General features: G+C 63.3%; 14 protein-coding genes and 1 pseudogene. 10 read left to right on the top strand and 5 right to left on the bottom strand.

Annotated elements, in window-relative coordinates:
* Window positions 1-75: 75 nt before the first annotated feature.
* A pseudogene (locus tag MGMAQ_RS18510) lies at window positions 76-387 on the top strand (transposase); the annotation flags it as partial.
* A 259-nt stretch (window positions 388-646) separates the two neighbouring features.
* Here MGMAQ_RS18510 and grpE read toward each other — a convergent pair.
* Window positions 647-1,453: a nucleotide exchange factor GrpE gene (grpE, locus tag MGMAQ_RS18505; RefSeq protein WP_052716544.1), complete on the bottom strand. Its 807-nt coding sequence runs from the start codon at window positions 1,451-1,453 to the stop codon at window positions 647-649.
* Window positions 1,454-1,467: 14 nt separating this feature from the next.
* Window positions 1,468-2,502 (bottom strand): heat-inducible transcriptional repressor HrcA, encoded by a 1,035-nt coding sequence (gene hrcA, locus MGMAQ_RS18500; protein WP_046023533.1) that lies wholly within the window; start codon window positions 2,500-2,502, stop codon window positions 1,468-1,470.
* Window positions 2,503-2,618: 116 nt separating this feature from the next.
* On the opposite strand from hrcA, the gene rph reads away from it, so the two are divergent.
* The 3 genes from rph (at window position 2,619) to hemW (ending at window position 5,308) form a co-directional block, all read left to right on the top strand.
* Window positions 2,619-3,335, top strand: a complete 717-nt coding sequence (gene rph / locus MGMAQ_RS18495; protein ID WP_046022716.1) for a ribonuclease PH — start codon at window positions 2,619-2,621, stop codon at window positions 3,333-3,335.
* On the top strand, window positions 3,332-3,931 hold the full coding sequence (gene rdgB, locus MGMAQ_RS18490) for an RdgB/HAM1 family non-canonical purine NTP pyrophosphatase (RefSeq protein WP_046022715.1): 600 nt from the start codon (window positions 3,332-3,334) through the stop codon (window positions 3,929-3,931). Before rph ends, rdgB begins: the two co-directional genes overlap by 4 nt.
* A 243-nt stretch (window positions 3,932-4,174) precedes the next feature.
* Window positions 4,175-5,308 (top strand): radical SAM family heme chaperone HemW, encoded by a 1,134-nt coding sequence (gene hemW / locus MGMAQ_RS18485; RefSeq protein WP_046022714.1) that lies wholly within the window; start codon window positions 4,175-4,177, stop codon window positions 5,306-5,308.
* A 435-nt stretch (window positions 5,309-5,743) separates the two neighbouring features.
* On the opposite strand, the gene MGMAQ_RS18480 is transcribed toward hemW, so the two are convergent.
* Window positions 5,744-7,222 carry a penicillin-binding protein activator gene (locus MGMAQ_RS18480; protein WP_052716543.1) on the bottom strand — a complete coding sequence of 493 codons (1,479 nt, stop codon included), beginning with the start codon at window positions 7,220-7,222 and terminating at the stop codon, window positions 5,744-5,746.
* Between MGMAQ_RS18480 and rsmI the strand changes: the two genes are divergently transcribed.
* Together rsmI and MGMAQ_RS18470 are read left to right on the top strand one after the other, a co-directional pair.
* Complete coding sequence (gene rsmI / locus MGMAQ_RS18475) at window positions 7,195-8,118, top strand: 16S rRNA (cytidine(1402)-2'-O)-methyltransferase (RefSeq protein WP_082085539.1); 924 nt, start codon at window positions 7,195-7,197, stop codon at window positions 8,116-8,118. The genes MGMAQ_RS18480 and rsmI overlap by 28 nt on opposite strands.
* Window positions 8,115-8,486 carry a YraN family protein gene (locus MGMAQ_RS18470; RefSeq protein ID WP_046022713.1) on the top strand — a complete coding sequence of 124 codons (372 nt, stop codon included), beginning with the start codon at window positions 8,115-8,117 and terminating at the stop codon, window positions 8,484-8,486. The genes rsmI and MGMAQ_RS18470 overlap by 4 nt, the downstream gene beginning before the upstream one ends.
* Here the strand turns inward: MGMAQ_RS18470 and MGMAQ_RS18465 are convergent.
* Window positions 8,483-9,190, bottom strand: coding sequence for a class I SAM-dependent methyltransferase (locus tag MGMAQ_RS18465; protein ID WP_052716542.1), 708 nt, complete (start codon window positions 9,188-9,190; stop codon window positions 8,483-8,485). The genes MGMAQ_RS18470 and MGMAQ_RS18465 overlap by 4 nt on opposite strands.
* A gap of 82 nt (window positions 9,191-9,272) precedes the next feature.
* Between MGMAQ_RS18465 and MGMAQ_RS18460 the strand changes: the two genes are divergently transcribed.
* The 4 genes from MGMAQ_RS18460 (at window position 9,273) to MGMAQ_RS18445 (ending at window position 13,055) form a co-directional block, all read left to right on the top strand.
* Window positions 9,273-9,872 carry a BON domain-containing protein gene (locus MGMAQ_RS18460; protein WP_046023529.1) on the top strand — a complete coding sequence of 200 codons (600 nt, stop codon included), beginning with the start codon at window positions 9,273-9,275 and terminating at the stop codon, window positions 9,870-9,872.
* Window positions 9,873-9,937: 65 nt separating this feature from the next.
* Entirely contained in the window at window positions 9,938-10,897 is a 960-nt protein-coding gene (gshB, locus tag MGMAQ_RS18455) for a glutathione synthase (RefSeq protein ID WP_046022712.1), read from the top strand.
* Window positions 10,898-10,900: 3 nt separating this feature from the next.
* Window positions 10,901-11,485, top strand: coding sequence for a hypothetical protein (locus MGMAQ_RS18450; RefSeq protein ID WP_046022711.1), 585 nt, complete (start codon window positions 10,901-10,903; stop codon window positions 11,483-11,485).
* Between the two features lie 58 nt (window positions 11,486-11,543).
* Window positions 11,544-13,055, top strand: a complete 1,512-nt coding sequence (locus tag MGMAQ_RS18445; protein ID WP_046022710.1) for a YifB family Mg chelatase-like AAA ATPase — start codon at window positions 11,544-11,546, stop codon at window positions 13,053-13,055.
* Between the two features lie 3 nt (window positions 13,056-13,058).
* Here MGMAQ_RS18445 and MGMAQ_RS21150 read toward each other — a convergent pair whose 3' ends face one another.
* Window positions 13,059-16,463, bottom strand: coding sequence for a FecR domain-containing protein (locus MGMAQ_RS21150; protein WP_052716540.1), 3,405 nt, complete (start codon window positions 16,461-16,463; stop codon window positions 13,059-13,061).
* Window positions 16,464-16,594 lie beyond the last annotated feature (131 nt).

Below are 16,594 nucleotides of genomic sequence, written 5' to 3'. Positions count from 1 at the left end.
GCCCCGTTAGGAGGTCTTGACGCCGCCAGAGCGGAAATATACGCCCTGAGATCAAAGGAATACTTTTGAATCAATGGCCGCGATTTCGCCGCCTGGCTCGGCCTCGTCCCGCGCCAGTTTTCTTCGGGCGGAATGGCCCGGCTGGGGCGTGTCTCCAAGGCGGGACAGTCCGATATCCGCAGGCTTCTGATCGTCGGGGCGATGTCACGCCTCAACTGGCTGGGACGACGAACGATCCCGGAGGGGTCCTGGCTGTCGCGGATGCTGGCGCGCAAGCCGAGAATGCTGGTCGCCATCGCCCTTGCCAACAAAATGGCGCGAACCATCTGGGCCATGCTGATGAAGAACGAAGACTACCGGATTCCTGCACAGGCCGTGACGGTCTGACGTTGGAAAACGGGGAGGTGTGAGAAGGCAACGATTGGAATGGGCAACAGGATCGACCAGATCGGGATCGGGAAAACCCGTTAAGAGTCCAGAGCCAGCGAGCTCGAGAATCAGTTTTGGACCCGATCCGCGGATCACCATACCGGCCGGCGGCTTTAAGGAAACGCCGTGTTCAAAGGCCTTACAGAGGACCGCACTCGATCACTCGCTCGGACAATCAGAATCTTCTTGCATCAACCGCGGCAACCACAGACGACTCTTAAAGCTCCTCGTTCAGCTGGCTGCCCGCTTCCGGGCGGGTAGCGGCGTCCTGGGCCTTGTCGTAGGCACCCGCGCCCTCGGTGGGGGCCTCATCGGCGGCACTGTCGACCGGGGTCGGCACGGCTTCCGGCTTCGGGCCGCCCTTGGAGACGCCGACCCGGGCCGGGCGGAGCAGGCGGTCGGCGATCATGTAGCCTTTCTCCAACACTTGCACCACCATGCCCGCGGGCTGGTCGGGCAGAGGCACTTCGTACATGGCCTCGTGGATCTTGGGGTCGAAGCGCTGGCCCTGATCGGCAACCGGGGTGACGCCGAATTTCTCCATGGCCTGCACCAGGGCCTTGCCGGTCATCTCAACGCCTTCATAAAGGGCCTTGACCGCCTCGTCGTTGGCGCGGGCCTCCTCGGGCACATGATCCAGCGCCCGTTGCAGGTTGTCGGCGACCCCCAACATGGCCTTGGCAAAGTCAGCGATGGCGTACTTGCGGCCCTGCTCGATCTGGATGTCGGCGCGGCGGCGGACATTTTCCATCTCGGCGGCGGCGCGACGCCATTTGTCGTCCAGTTCCTTGTTCTGGGCTTCCAGCTCGGCGACCCGGCCGGTGACGGCGCCGGCGAAATCAATGGGGGCTTCGTCGGCGGGGACCTCGGCGACTTCGTCAACAGCCGGTTCGGGCTCAGGTTCTGTTTCGGGCGCCTCTGCGGAAGCTGCCACGACCTCTTCGGATGCCTCTGCCTCTGGGGCCTCGGGCGCCTCGACGGTCTCTTCGGGTTTCGGATCCTGGGTGGGGGTTTCTTGAGTCATCTTTGCGTTCTCCGTCATCCGATTAGGCGGCCGATGATGCGCGCCGTGTAGTCGACCATGGGTATGATACGTGCGTAGTTCATGCGGGTGGGGCCGATGACCCCGAGGGCACCGACGATACTTTCGGCGCCATTTCGATAAGGGGCGACGATCATCGAACAACCGGCGGCCCCGAACAACTGATTTTCCGCGCCGATGAAGATCTGTACCCCTTCGGCCTGGTCGGCCTGTTCCAACAGGCGCAACAGCGTCTCTTTTTGCTCCAAGGCGGTGAACAAGGAGCGGATGCGCTCCAGGTCGGCCACCGCCTCAACATCCTCGAGCAGATTGGCCCGACCCCGAACGATCAGCGAGCGGGCCTGTTCCTCGCCACCCCAGACCGCCAGTCCGGCACCCACCACCTTGGAGGTCAGCCGATCCAGCTCGCCGCGCTGGCATTCCAGGTCGGTCAGAATCTCGGATTGGGCATCGCCAATGGTGCGGCCCAGCAATCGCGCGGAGAGGAAGTTTCCCGCCTCCACCAGGGCCGAGGGCGGCAGGTCCAACGGCACCTCGATGACCCGGTTTTCCACCAGGCCGTTCTCGGCCACCATGACCACCAGCACCCGCCCCGGCGACAAGGCGACGAACTCGATATGCTTGAGCGGGCTTTCGGTCTTGGGAGCCATCACCAGTCCGGCGCAATGGGTCAGCCCCGACAGGGTGGTGGAAGCCTCTTCCAGCAGGCCTTCCATGGACTTGCCGGAGCCCGCCACCCGTTGTTCCAGGTCGCTGCGCTCGGCCTCGCCCAGATCGCCGATTTCCAGCAACCCGTCGACGAACAGCCGCAGCCCCGCCTCGGTGGGCAGCCGCCCGGCGGACGTATGCGGCGCCATGAGCAGGCCCATGTCTTCCAGATCAGCCATGACGTTGCGGATGGTGGCCGGCGACAACTGCCCGTCGATCAGCCGCGCCAGGGTGCGCGAGCCCACCGGCTCCCCGGTTTCCAGGTAGCTGTCGACGATCTGGCGGAAGATCTCCCGCGAACGGTCATTGAGGTCGGTAATCATGCTGGCCGGAATGTAGGGGCGCGGGGAGGTGGCGTCAATGAGCCGCCCGCCTTGCCCAACCATCTTGCAGCCGTTAGGGTGCGCGCAACCATTCATTCGTTTAAAGGATTCCCCCCATGAGACCGTCCAACCGTACGCCCGAGCAGATGCGCGAGGTTATCCTCGAACCCGGCTTTTCCCGTCACGCGGAGGGCTCCTGTCTGGCGCGCTTCGGCAATACCCATGTGCTCTGCACCGCCTCGGTGGAAGAGAAGGTGCCCGGCTGGATGCGCGGCTCGGGCAAGGGCTGGGTGACCGCCGAATATGGCATGCTGCCCCGCTCCACCCATACCCGCACCAACCGCGAGGCGGCACGCGGCAAACAATCGGGCCGCACCCAGGAAATCCAGCGGCTGATCGGCCGCTCCCTGCGCGCCATCACCGACCTCAAGGGCATGGGCGAGATGCAGGTCAAGGTGGATTGCGACGTGATCCAGGCCGACGGCGGCACCCGCACGGCCTCCATCACCGGCGCCTACGTGGCCCTCTACGAGGCGTTTCGGAAGGTCGTCGAGATGGGCATCCTGCCCGACGTGCCGCTGACCGACTCCATCGCCGCCGTGTCCTGTGGCATTTACAAGGGCACCCCGGTGCTGGACCTGGACTATGACGAAGACTCGGCGGCCGAGACCGACGCCAACTTCGTGCTGACCGGAAAAGGCGGCATCTGCGAGATCCAGGGCACGGCGGAGGAGGAACCCTTCTCCGAGGCCGAGTTCATCCAACTGCTCAATCTGGCCAAGTCGGGCATCGCCACCCTGACCGAGGCGCAGAACAAGGCATTGGGCCTGTGAGTCGGAAGTTCACCGACAACAAGCTGGTCATCGCCAGCCATAATCGTGGCAAGGTGCGGGAAATCGCCGAACTGCTGGCACCATTTAGCGTTCAGGTGATTTCCGCTGGTGAGCTGGACCTGCCCGAGCCGGTGGAAGACGCCGAGACCTTCATCGGCAATGCCGACATCAAGGCCCGCGCCGCCGCGCTGGCCTCCGGCCTGCCTGCCCTGTCCGATGATTCCGGGCTGGCGGTGGAGGCCCTGGGCGGCCAGCCGGGCATTTATTCGGCGCGCTGGGCCGGGCCGACCAAGGATTTCACCATCGCCATGGAAAAGGTCGAGGCGGAACTGGCCGGTCAGGACGACCGCCGGGCTCATTTTGTCTGTGCCCTGGTGCTTTGCTGGCCCGACGGCCACGCGGAATCCTTCCAAGGCGAGGTGCATGGGGACCTGACCTGGCCACCGCGCGGCGAGAAAGGCTTCGGCTACGACCCGGTGTTCATCCCCACCGGCCACGCGGTCACCTTCGCCGAGATGGAACCGACGGAAAAACACGCCATGAGCCACCGGGCCGACGCCTTTCGGCAGATGGTGGCGGCTTGTTTCGAGGGCTGAAGACATTGGCGGTTTCTTCATGCTTCGACAGGCTCAGCATGAGGTCGCTCGCAATGGACCCTTATCCTGAGCCTGTCGAAGGATGGGCTTGTCGTGAGACGAGAGGGGCGATCAGGGGGGCCTCATGCTTCGACGGGCTCAGCATGAGGTTGCCTGCAATGGACCCTTATCCTGAGCCTGTCGAAGGATGGGGAGGTCGATGAGGTCGCCCGCAATAAATCCTTATCCTGAGCTTGTCGAAGGATGAGGTGCGAGCAACGCGAGCCTCGAAGCATCGCCCTCTACATTCATTGGCCGTTCTGCCTGGCCAAGTGTCCCTATTGCGATTTCAACAGCCATACCGTCGAGGCCATTGATCAGGCCCGCTGGCGGCGGGCCTTGTTGGACGATCTGCGGGCCTCGGCCTCTGAACTTGCAAATCGCAAGCTGGTGTCGATCTTTTTCGGCGGCGGGACCCCCTCGTTGATGGACCCGGAGACCGTGGCGGCGCTGATCGGGCAGGCGCGGGCGCTTTGGACCCCCACCGCCGACCTGGAAATCACCATCGAAGCCAATCCGGGGACCATCGACGAAGGCCGCTTCGCCGCCTTTGCCCAGGCCGGGGTGAACCGGCTGTCCTTGGGGGTGCAGAGCTTCGATGACGATGCCTTGCGCGACCTGGGCCGTATCCACGACGCGGCGGCCGCGCGGCGGGCGCTGGAGATGGCGAAACGGCTGTTTCCCAGGGTTTCCTTCGATCTGATCTACGCCCGCCCCGGGCAGTCACCGGCGGATTGGCGGGCCGAATTGACCGAGGCCCTGGCCTGGGAAACCGAGCATCTGTCGCTCTATCAACTGACCATCGAGCCCGGCACCGCCTTCGCCAAACAGGGCCGCGCCGCCGCCGGGGAAGACCGGGCGGTGGCCTTGTTCGACCTCACCCAGCACCTGACCGCCCGGGCCGGGCTGCCCGCCTACGAGATTTCCAATCATGCCCGCTCCGGTGCCCAATCGCGCCATAATCTGGTCTATTGGCAGGGGGGCGACTATCTGGGCATCGGCCCCGGTGCCCATGGACGGCTGACAATCGGTGGGGTCACCCATGCGGAACGCCGCACGCCGAACCCCGAAGGCTATCTGACGCGCCGGGTATTGGACCGGGTGGCCCTGAGCGCGCGGGAACGGGTCGAGGAACGGCTGATGATGGGCCTGCGCCTGACCGAAGGAATCGACCGGAGTCTCGCTGATTTCTGCGATTCCGAAGCCCTGAGCATGCTGATCGACGGCGGCTTTCTGGAACTCGACGACCGCTACCTGCGTGCCACCCCGGCAGGGCAGCGGCGGCTCAACGGGCTGTTGGAAAAGCTGTTAGCCGATCCTTCGACAAGCTCAGGATGAGGATGTCCTTGCTCCAACAACCCTCATGCTGAGCTTGTCGAAGCATGACTGCCGGGCTCAACGGACCGATCCTTCGACAAGCTCAGGATGAGGATGTCCTTTACCCCAACAACCCTCATGCTGAGCCCGTCGAGGCATGACTGCCGGGCTCAACGGACCGATCCTTCGACAAGCTCAGGATAAGGAATTCCTTGCTCCAACAACCCTCATGCTGAGCCTGTCGAGGCATGACTGCCGGGCTCAACGGACCGATCCTTCGACAAGCTCAGGATGAGGATGTCCTTTACCCCAACAACCCTCATGCTGAGCCTGTCGAAGCATGACTGCCGGGCTTAGATCACGTCGTGATTGGTCGGATTCGATCAAACATGAAAAACGTGATCGATTCCAATAAGGTCGCGCGTGTCTAACGGGTCCAATTGGACCCGACACGCGCTAATAGGCCGGATCGTCGAAGCTCTGCGGTGCCGGGTCGAGGATGACGTTGGTGCGTTCGCGCACTTCCATGATCGCCAGGCCGCGCTCGCCGAGACCATTGGCATTGAGCCGGAATACCCCGTCGGTGCCGATGAATCCCTTGGGCTGGGTCAAAGTCGGATCCGAGTAATCGGGGCCATCCTGGGCCCCGCGCACCAGCACGGCGGCCAGGGCGGTGGCGTCATAGGCCAGGGTGATCAGACGCGGCGGCTTGGCGCCGAAAGTCTGCTCATAGCGGGTCATCAATCCGGCGCGCAAGGCGGGATCGGCAGCGGCGAACCAGCCACCCACCAGGGCCGGTTCGACACCGATGCCCTGGGTATCCCACTGACCGGTACCGAGCATTTTCACCACCTTGGGGTCCACGTCGTAATAGGGCAGCAAGGCCGCCACTTCCTGTAACCGCCGACCGCCATCGGCCACCAACAAAGCATCGAAATCCGGATCGCCGATGGTCTGTAGGTTTTCCAGCCGCTTGAGGGTCATCTGCGACACCTCATCGGTGCGCACTTCCAGTTGCGCCCGCTGTTCCATCAATGCCTGATGGCGATAGTCATAGTCGGCCAGGTCGCGAATCACGTCGTTATAGGAATCGGCGCTGGTGCCGTAACGGGAGACGCGGCTGACCTCGGCGCCCAAATCGGCGACCACCGAGCGGAACTCCGCCACCACCCGGTCGCCGTAGTGATTGGACGGGGCGAGCACGGCAAAACGCCGCAGTCCGGCACTGGCGGCATAGGAAACCACCCGACGGACTTCCGTTTCCGGCCGGAAGCCGAGAATATGCACGCCGGGAAGGGCCGCCGCGGCATCACTGGAGAAGGAGACCAGCGGAATCTGCGCCTCGCGGGCAATGGCCCCGGCGGCGCGGGTGGATTCCGACAGCAAGGGCCCAAGGATCAGCGCCGCGCCGTCGGATACGGCGGTGACCGCCGCTTCCCGGGCACCATCGACGCTGCCACCGGTATCCAAAAACATCAGTTCGAAACTCTTGCCAGCAAACTCGAACAGCGCCAATTGCGCGGCATTGCGCATGGCTTTGCCGATGCGGGCATGGCGGCCCGACAGGGGCAGCAGCACCGCGACCCGCGAAACGCCGCGGGAATCCACATAGATGGGCTTGTCGCTGGCGGTGGAGGTCGCCACGACCTGCGGCGGAATTTGTTGGATCTCGGAAGCCGGAACCTGTTGCTGCAAGGCCTGGGTGCGGCGGTTATGCACCGCCCAGCGCGACGGCGGGTTACGCCATACGGGGACGGCCGGCACGGTCTCTTGCGCCTGAGTACTGGCCGCCGGTGCCGGATCGGGCGCGGCAACCGGTGCCGGATCCGGCTTTGCGACTTGCGTCTCCAAGGACATCAGGGGAGACTGGCAGCCCGCCGTTCCCATCAGCAACAGGGCGCCTGCCCATGCCGCGATCACCTTTCGCCGGATCATTCTTTTCCTCGTCTCCAATATTCTCACCGCCCGACCCTAGCGGTAGCGGCGGCGGCTGTAAACCGTTGGTGCCGGGCCTGTATCTGGTGGCCACGCCCATCGGCAATGCGGAGGATATCACCCTGCGCGCCCTTCGGGTGCTTAAGTCGGCCCATGTGATCGCCTGCGAGGATACCCGGGTGACCGGCAAGCTGGCCAGCCTGCACAACATTCAAACCCCGCGCACCGCCTATCACGAACACAACGCCACCAAGGCCCGCCCGAAACTTATTGAACGCTTGAAGAATGGCGAAACCGTGGCTTTGGTTTCCGATGCCGGGACGCCGTTGATCAATGACCCGGGCTATAAATTGGTCCAGGCCTGTCAGGCCGAGGATATTCATGTGACCGCCCTGCCCGGTGCCTCGTCCATCATCGATGGATTGGTTTTGTCGGGACTGCCCAGCGACCGATTCCTGTTTGCTGGATATGCGCCGCCCAAATCAGCCGCCCGCAAGACCTGGCTGGCGGAGCTGGCCGAGATCCAAGCGACATTGGTACTTCTGGAATCGCCGAAACGGCTTCCCGCCGCTCTGGCCGACATGGCAACGGTGTTAGGTCCGCGTCCGGCAGCCATGACCCGCGAACTGACCAAGCTGTTCGAGGAAGTACGCCGGGCGCCGCTGGACGAACTGGCGACCCACTATGCCGAGGCCGGGCCACCCAAAGGGGAGGTGGTGATGGTCATCGGCCCGCCCGACGCGGCAAGCGACCAAGATCTGGACCTGGACGGCCTGCTGAAACGGGCGTTGGAGACCCAAAGCCTGCGCGATGCGGCGCAGACCGTCGCCGTGGCCACCGGCCTGCCGCGCAAGAAGGTCTATGCCCGGGCCCTGGAACTGGCCAAGGCCCCGTGAAGAATCGCCAGGCAAGAGGCCTGAAGGCCTGGACTCTGGGTCTGCGCGCCGAGACCATGGCCGTCTGGCTGCTCCGGTTCAAAGGCTACCGGATCCTCGCCCGACGGGAAAAAACCCCGGTGGGGGAACTGGACATCGTCGCTCGGCGGGGAACGGTGCTGGCCATCGTCGAGGTCAAGGCCCGAGGCACCCTGCAAGACGCCGCCGAGGCCCTGACGCCGCGACAACGCCAAAGACTCGAGCGGGCCACCGAAGCCTTTGTCGCCCGACGGGATGATCTGGCGCATCTGGATATACGATTTGATCTGGTGCTGATTGCTGGCGGCCGGGCAACCCATGTGGTGGATGCCTGGCGTCCCGGTCTTTAAAACGAATGCACCAAAACCGACCGGCCAGCAACGACAGTGGCCCGCTGTTTCAGGCGGCCCAGGGGCGCGCGGATCTCGATGATATTGGGATTGTTGAAAAGCAGCCGTTGGATCACTTCCTGGCTTTTCAGGCTGTCCGGTCGCCCGAGTAGGAAGGTCGGGTAGGAATCCATGGTGAGGGCAAGGAACTGAAAATCGGTGTCGGCGACGAATCGATCCACGGCTTCCACCACACCGAAATTAGCCGATCGGGCCGTCGGGCCATTGGCATAATCGTGACCCAGGATCAGCCCATCGAACCGGATCAGGCGGCTGTATAGAGTCAGGTCCTCGAATACCGCCGCTTGGGTATGATTGCCGTCCAGATAGACCCAGTCCAGGGAACCGGGCTCGAACGCGGTCGCGGCAGCATGGGCATAGGCGCGGTGGATAACCACCTGACCAAACGTGATTTGGGAGGCGAATTTGGTCCGCACGGCCGCGGCCCGTTGGTCCTGTGTCGCGGTATCCAAGTTGGAGGGGTCAAGCGCATAGGCCGCGTCGTCCTGATACTCCCACGGATCGATCAGATGCAGTCGGTCCGGCTGGGTCCGTTGCAGGATTTTTTCGGAAAAGGCGCCTTTGGCCACGCCGATTTCGGCCACGCTACCGCCTTTGGGGAGGTAGTCGAGCAAATGGGACCGGGAAAACGGCAGTACGTACATGAGGGCTCCGGCGTTTATTGGGGGAACCTTAACCAGTTCACGGCTACAAACCTAGAGAGATGTGATCATCGGAGTCGACACCATGCGACCTGCATACGCGTTCCTTGTTTTGCTCCCCTTGCTCGCTTCGGCAGCCTGTAGCCCCGTGGGCATGGCCGTGGATGCCGGATCACAGGCCGCCATAGCCAGCCAAGAAGAAAGAGGCCTGGGTGGCGCGGTGGATGATCTGAAAATCCGCGCGACCTTGTTCGAGGCGTGGTTTTCCACCAACCACACCTGGCCCTTGGCCCTGACCGCCGATGTCTATCAGGGACAGGTCTTGGTCACCGGCGTGCTGACCGATCCCGATGACCGGGCCGAAGCCTTGCGCGTGGCCTGGGCCATTCCGGCGGTGGCGGCGGTCTACAACGAAATCCAAAGCGAAGAGCGGGGCATTCTCGATACCGGTCGGGACAAATGGATCAGCGCCCAACTGAGCACCCGCCTGACTTTCGACAAGGAAATCCATGCCATCAATTTCCAAGTCACCACGGTCAATGGCACGGTTTATCTACTCGGCCATGCGCGCAACCGGGTGGAACTGGAAAAAGTGCTGGCCCATGCCCGCGACATTGATCATGTGAGTAAGGTGATCAGCCACGTCCGGATCGCCTCATCGACCGTGAAACAGGCGCAAAAATAAGCCCGACTGGTTATCGGCGACCATTGGGATAAGATGCCGCGTCAACTTCCCCGAAAGGACAGCCCATGACCCTGACCGTCGCCATCCAGATGGATCCCATCGAAAGCGTCGATATCGATGCCGATTCCACCTTTGTCCTGGCCCTGGAGGCACAGAAACGCGGCTATGAGCTGTTTCACTATCTACCCAAGGATCTGGCCTATGTGGATGGCCAGGTGCAGGCCCGGGCCTGCCCGCTGAGGGTCCGGCGCGACTACGGCAATCATTTTACCCTGGGCGAGCCCCGGCTGATCAATCTGGCCCAGGATGCCGATGTGGTGCTGATGCGTCAGGACCCGCCCTTCGACATGGCCTATATCACCGCCACCCATCTGTTGGAGCTGGTGCATCCCAAGACTTTGGTGGTCAATGATCCGGCCCATGTGCGCAATGCGCCGGAAAAACTGTTTGTCACCCGCTTCGAAGGGGTCATGCCGCCGACCCTGATCACCAGCGATCCGCAGCAGATCAAGGCTTTTCGCGAGCAATATCAAGACGTCATTCTCAAGCCGCTGTTCGGCAATGGGGGCGCCGGGGTATTTCATGTGAAGCCCGGCGACGAGAACCTCAATTCCCTGCTCGAACTGTTCACCGAGCTCTATCGCGAACCGATCATCGTGCAGCAGTATCTGGCCGATGTGCGGGCCGGGGACAAGCGGATCATTTTGGTGGATGGCCGCCCGGTGGGTGCCGTCAATCGGGTCCCGGCGGAAGGCGAGGCCCGATCCAACATGCATGTGGGCGGCCGCCCGGAGCGCTGCGCGCTGACCCCGCGCGAAGAAGAGATCTGTGCCATCATTGGTCCGGCGCTGAAGGAACGGGGACTGATCTTTGTCGGTATCGACGTGATCGGCGACTATCTGACCGAAATCAACGTCACCTCGCCCACGGGCATCCAGGAGATCAACCGCTTTGACGGGGTCTGTCTGGAATCCGAGGTCTGGGACGCCATCGAGGCCCACTATCAATCAACCCGGGAGTCCTGACCCATGGCCCTACGCCTGTTGGCGCTTTTATCGGCCTTGCTGATCGGCGGTGTTGCCATTGCCCAGCAAGGTCAAAACAGTTTCGAGATTTCCTGCGCTCAGGCCCCCAAGGATGCGGTCAGAACCGTGCCGCCGTCCCTCGCCACCTTGGGCCGTGTCATCTGTTCGCGCCTGGGCCATGTGCTGGTGGCCAAGCAGCCGGTCTGGTGGCTGGTGGAGCAAAACCTGCATCGGGTGATCACCGCCACCGATCCCATGACCACCAAGCCCACCGACTACGTGGGCCATTCGGCCTATTTCACCGCCATCACCGATCTGCCCATGGATGAGGCGCGCCATCGGCGGGTGACCCAGGCCTTCCGGGCACTGATCCCCGCCCGGGAGAACGCCCTACCCGACCAAGCCGCCGGATACCGGCTGGTTTCCAACGATGGTCGGGTTACCGAACTTTTTGTTTTGCGAACGGGCGTGAAAGGCAGCGATGTTTATAACCTTTGGGGCATGACCTGCACCCGGCTGACCTGTGCTTTCAATAAAGAGACCATGGATGGCGTTCCGTTCCAGATTGTCCACCTGACCAAGAAATAGCGTTGCCCCTGCGTTCTCGATTGATATAGGATGATTTCTACACTTTTAGGTGGGAATCATGGTTACGCGGGTATTCACGGTCGCCTTCCAAGGCGCCGACGTAGTGGACGTGGATGTCCAAGTCCAAATGGCCTCCGGGCTGCCCACATTTTCCGTCGTTGGTTTGCCGGACAAGGCGGTGGCCGAAAGCCGCGAGCGGGTCCGGTCGGCCTTGGCGGCGCTGGGTCTGGCCCTGCCGCCCAAACGCATCACCGTCAATCTGGCGCCCGCCGACCTGGGCAAGGAAGGCAGCCACTATGACCTGCCCATCGCCCTGGGCATTCTCGGCGCCATGGGGGCGGTGCCATCGGAAGAGCTGCCACAGTACACTGCCCTGGGCGAATTGGCCTTGGATGGGCGGTTGACGCCGGTGGCAGGCGTGCTGCCCGCGGCGGTTCAGGCGGCCAGCCACGGTCGCGGTCTGATCTGCCCCGGAGAGCAAGGCGGTGAGGCGGCCTGGGCGGGGGGATCCAACCTCATCGCACCCTCGGATCTACTGGCCTTGATCAATCACCTGAAAGGCCAACAGAGTCTCACGCCGCCCGAGGCCCGCCGCGCGACCGATGCTCTGCATGGCGGCCCCGACATCGCCGAGATCAAGGGCCAGGAGACCGCCAAGCGGGCTTTGGAAATCGCCGCCGCCGGCGGGCATAACCTGTTGATGAGTGGTCCGCCGGGCTCGGGCAAGTCGCTGCTCGCCGCCTGTTTGCCCGGTTTGCTGCCGCCGCTGACTCCGGGAGAGGCCCTGGAAGTCAGCATGATCCATTCCCTGGACGGACGGCTGAAGGATGGCCGCCTGCTCACCCGGCGCCCGTTCCGTGATCCGCATCATTCCGCCTCCATGGCGGCGCTGGTGGGCGGCGGTCACAAAGCGCGTCCCGGCGAGGTGTCCCTGGCCCATTTGGGGGTGTTGTTTCTGGATGAACTGCCGGAATTCCAGCGTCCGGCCCTGGAGGCCCTGCGCCAGCCGCTGGAGACCGGGCGGGCCACCGTGTCGCGGGTCAATCATCAGGCCACCTATCCGGCCCGGGTGCAGCTCATCGCCGCCATGAACCCCTGCCGCTGCGGCCATCTGGATGATCCGGCCCAGGCCTGTACCCGTGCGCCGCACTGCGCCGACGAATATCAGAACCGTCTGTCCGGGCCGCTGCTCGACCGCATCGATCTGCATGTGCAGGTGCCCGCTGTCTCTCCGCAGGATCTGATGCTGCCGCCGCCCGCCGAAAGCTCGGTGGATGTGGCCGACCGGGTGGCCCGGGTGCGCGGTCATCAAATCAAACGCTATGAAAACCACAAGGTGCGCAGCAATGCCGAGGCCGATGGCAAGCTGTTGGAAGCCGTCGCCACCCCCGACCGGGAGGGACAGGCCCTGCTGGTCCAGGCGACGGAGAAACTCCGCCTTTCCGCACGCGGCTATCACCGGGTTTTAAGGGTGGCGCGGACCATCGCCGACATGGATCACAGCCCTGATGTACGCCGACCTCATGTGGCCGAGGCCTTGGCGTTCCGCAGGATCAGGGCGGGGCGGTGAGGCTCAGGTGGAGGTACTGAATTCGACGATTATTTTGTTGGCCGCCATGGTCTCGGCGCCATCGAAAACCGCCACCTGGGAATAGGATGTCTGGGTCGCGGCATTGGCATTGGCATGCCAAAGCTCGGTGTCGCCCGTGGTACCATTCAAGTAGAACAGGAACACATCCCGATTGGCATCGATGCCACTGACCGCCTGTCCATTGATGGAACTGGCGGCAAAGGCATTAAAGGCACCGGTGAAGCTGGTATAGGTGTTCTTGGCGATGAAATTGCCCGTCCAATTGCCAGTTCCCGTGGTGTAGTTGATATCCTTTAATTGGTGATTGGTGGCGGTGACGCTCAATCCGCTGACACTCACCGCCGCGGTGTAGAAGCGGAATACATCGGTGGCGGGCAGAATATCCATGATGACGTCGTAATTGCTGGTGCCACTGCCATTAAAATCGCTGAGCAGGAAATTGAAGATGTCATTGCCGCCGCCGCCGGTCAGGGTATCGTTTCCGGCATCGCCGTAGAGCGTATCATTGCCGGCGCCTCCTTCCAGGGTATCGGCGCCGGTGCCACCGAACAGCGTGTCATTGCCATTGAGACCCTGCAGGGTATCGGCGCCGCCGAATCCCCATAGGCCGTCGTTGCCGTCCTGGCCCTTGAGCAGGTTAGCCTGGCTGTCACCATTGAGGATGTCGTCGCTCGCCGAGCCATCCAAATTCTCGAAGCCGCTCAAGGTATCGGTATAGCCATTGTAGCTCACCGTACCGGTGGCAAGGTTGGCGGTCACGCTCATGCCCAAATCGGCAAAACTCAGGGTATCGTCGCCGAGACCGCCGCTGTAGAGGGAGCGTTGCGTGGATGCCGCCGCGCTGCCCGCGTTGATCCAGTCATCGCCCAGGCCACCAAAGATGGAGTCCACGCCGCCCATGCTGGTCAGTACATTGTTACCGTCGTTGCCGACGATGGTATTGTCGCCGCTATTGCCGATCAGGGTGTGGTGGGCGGAATCGGGATAGAGCTCGCCGTTCTCCACGTTGGTCGGCAGGGTAAAGGATGTCGCGGTGGACTGCACGTGGTCCGTGCCTTCACCTGCCGATTCGATCACCGAATCACTGATCTCGTCGACCTTGAAGAAATCATCGCCCAGATTGCCATACATGGTGTCGGTCCCGGCACCGCCGTCGATGGCATCGTTCCCTGCGCCGCCGAAAATATCGTCGTTGCCCAGGCCGCCGTCGAGGGAGTCCGCACCCAGGCCGCCGCTGATATAATCGATGCCGTCATCGCCCGAGATCGAGTCGTCGCCATCGTCGCCGTAGAGTGTGTCGTTACCCCCGTCGCCACTGATGTCGTCATTCCCGTCGCCGCCATAGATAGTGTCGTTGCCTTCTCCGGACGTGCCCCAATAGGTAATGCTGTTGGTCAGGATATCCAGGTCAGTGCCATCGTTGCCGCCGGTGGTGTCGGGAATGTCGCCAGTGATGGTATCGTTGCCGCCGCCGCCCCAGATCACATCGTCGCCGCTGCCGCCGGCGATGGCGTCGCGCTCACCCGCGCCGACGAAAACCGGGGTTTCAGAGAGCGGATCGGTGGAGGCATTGATGGTCGCGGCGTTGCTGATCGGGTCGGAAACGATCATATCATTGCCGCCCAGACCCAAGATGGCGTTGCCATAGACCTCCCCGTCCACATCTTCCACCAGGCCGGTGATAATCACGCCGTCGTTGTCGCCGTCTGGGTCGGCAAGCAAGGCCCAGCTACCGGTCTCGATAACGCCGGGGACTGGAACATCATCATCTCCAGTTTCCGTTCCTTCAGGCGGCTCTGGGCCGATCGGGCCCAGATCAATGAAATCCAGGAATCCACCCGGAGCGAGGGGGTCCTCACCGCCACCGAGCGGGTCACCACCACCGCCCAGCAAATCACCGCCGCCGCCGCCAATCAGTCCACCACCACCGCCGCCGAAGATGCCGCCACCGCCAAAGTCGCCAAAGCTACCGAAACCACCATCGGTTCCACCACCCTGACCACCCGATCCTGGACCGGTAGGAGCGGTGGGTCCGGCCGGACCGTCCGGGCCAGCGGGACCAGCGGGCCCATCGACCGGGGCGCCCCCATCACCAGGGGCCTCGGCAACTTGTTCACCGTCCGCAGCCCCTTGGGGAGCGTCTTCACCAGGCGCGCCGTCGGCTGGACCGCCTTCACCAGGCGCGCCATCCACCGGGGCCTCGCCATCCACGGGGGCCTCGCCATCCACGGGGGCCTCGCCGTCCACCGGGGCCTCGCCGTCCACCGGAGCCTCGCCGTCAGCCGGGGCTTCGCCGTCAGCCGGGGCCTCGCCATCCGCCGGGGCCTCGCCATCCGCTGGGGCCTCGCCGTCAGCCGGGGCTTCTTCGTCCGCAGCGGCGTCTGCCTGCTGTTGCTGCTGCGCCCGGGCCTGACTGTGGGACTGACTGACCGTGTCATTGAAGGCAGGCGGCAGATGTTGCGCGGCGCCGGGCAGGCTGGTCAGGGCCGAGCCAAACTGGGCACCGAAATCCGAAGCGGAGAATTGCAGGGATTCATGGCTGTTGTTGGTACCCTGGCCTGGTTGGTTCAGGGTGGTGGAACGCCCGTCGGGGGTGCTGAACACCGCCTCGCCGGTCACTCCGCCTGCTTCCTCGGCCAGGGCGAAGGTGGTGCCGCCGCCGCCTTGGCCACCGCCACCCTCGACACCGCCCGCGCCGGCGGTGCCGCGAATGCCGATGGTGGCCGTGGGTGTGGTCACCGTCATGGCGTCTTGCTTCATCTTTGAAATCTGCCCGGATACCAGCGAAAACACGCCGGTAACCACGGAGACATTCAACGATCCCTCGCTGGCGCCCGGGTCAAAGACCATTTCGTCAAGGACCATGCGGCCCTTGTCACCGAGAGAGAAACTGGTGTCGTCGGCAAACAACACACCGATGGCGGAATCTTCTCCGGTTTCCACCACGTCGCCCTGATAGACAGCGGTGCCCTTTTCCGCCGTGATCCGGGTCCCGTCGGTACGGATGACGGTTACCTGCCCGGCGATGGTATCCACTTGACCGATGGGTTCTCCGGCCACCACCGGACCGGCCTGCGCCACCTGGCTCGGGGCCAGCGGCCCGGCCAGCTTGGACGCCAGCTCGCCATTGATGCGGGCACCGTTGGGCGCCACCAGGTCGGGCAACTGGTCCTGGGCGAAGAAGTCGCGCACCAGGGTGACATTGCCTTCCTTATCGGCCAGGACCAGATGATCGTCGTAACGGATATAGCGAGCCGAAAGCATGAAGCCCACATCGGCCACCGCCACCGTGCCGTCGGGCCCGATGGACAGGGTCGATTCCCGAGCCCCGTCGCCGCCCACTTCGGGGCGGAATGCCTGTTTATCAGGAATGGCTGTGGCGACCATTGCTCAAATCCTTCTGGGATCTGTTCCCGTCACTCGGACATGGGAACGCTTCCAAGTCCCATTCTGGGCCCGTTTATCCTAAGGAACAGTATACCGCCGAGTCGTTCCATTATCGAAGCGAAAAAAAGCAC

This window comes from Magnetospira sp. QH-2, from assembly GCF_000968135.1.
Classification (GTDB): domain Bacteria; phylum Pseudomonadota; class Alphaproteobacteria; order Rhodospirillales; family Magnetospiraceae; genus Magnetospira.
The sequence above is the reverse complement of the archived record's forward strand: the minus strand, read 5'-3'. Positions and strand labels throughout refer to the sequence as shown.

Coding starts and splice junctions, on each gene's coding strand:
- hemW (WP_046022714.1), top strand. CDS start 4,175: ATGAGGTGCGAGCAACGCGAGCCTCGAAGCATCGCCCTCTACATTCAT.
- MGMAQ_RS21150 (WP_052716540.1), bottom strand. CDS start 16,463: ATGGTCGCCACAGCCATTCCTGATAAACAGGCATTCCGCCCCGAAGTG.
- MGMAQ_RS18465 (WP_052716542.1), bottom strand. CDS start 9,190: ATGTACGTACTGCCGTTTTCCCGGTCCCATTTGCTCGACTACCTCCCC.
- MGMAQ_RS18450 (WP_046022711.1), top strand. CDS start 10,901: ATGGCCCTACGCCTGTTGGCGCTTTTATCGGCCTTGCTGATCGGCGGT.
- gshB (WP_046022712.1), top strand. CDS start 9,938: ATGACCCTGACCGTCGCCATCCAGATGGATCCCATCGAAAGCGTCGAT.
- grpE (WP_052716544.1), bottom strand. CDS start 1,453: ATGACTCAAGAAACCCCCACCCAGGATCCGAAACCCGAAGAGACCGTC.
- hrcA (WP_046023533.1), bottom strand. CDS start 2,502: ATGATTACCGACCTCAATGACCGTTCGCGGGAGATCTTCCGCCAGATC.
- rsmI (WP_082085539.1), top strand. CDS start 7,195: ATGCCGCGATCACCTTTCGCCGGATCATTCTTTTCCTCGTCTCCAATA.
- MGMAQ_RS18460 (WP_046023529.1), top strand. CDS start 9,273: ATGCGACCTGCATACGCGTTCCTTGTTTTGCTCCCCTTGCTCGCTTCG.
- rph (WP_046022716.1), top strand. CDS start 2,619: ATGAGACCGTCCAACCGTACGCCCGAGCAGATGCGCGAGGTTATCCTC.
- MGMAQ_RS18445 (WP_046022710.1), top strand. CDS start 11,544: ATGGTTACGCGGGTATTCACGGTCGCCTTCCAAGGCGCCGACGTAGTG.
- MGMAQ_RS18480 (WP_052716543.1), bottom strand. CDS start 7,222: ATGATCCGGCGAAAGGTGATCGCGGCATGGGCAGGCGCCCTGTTGCTG.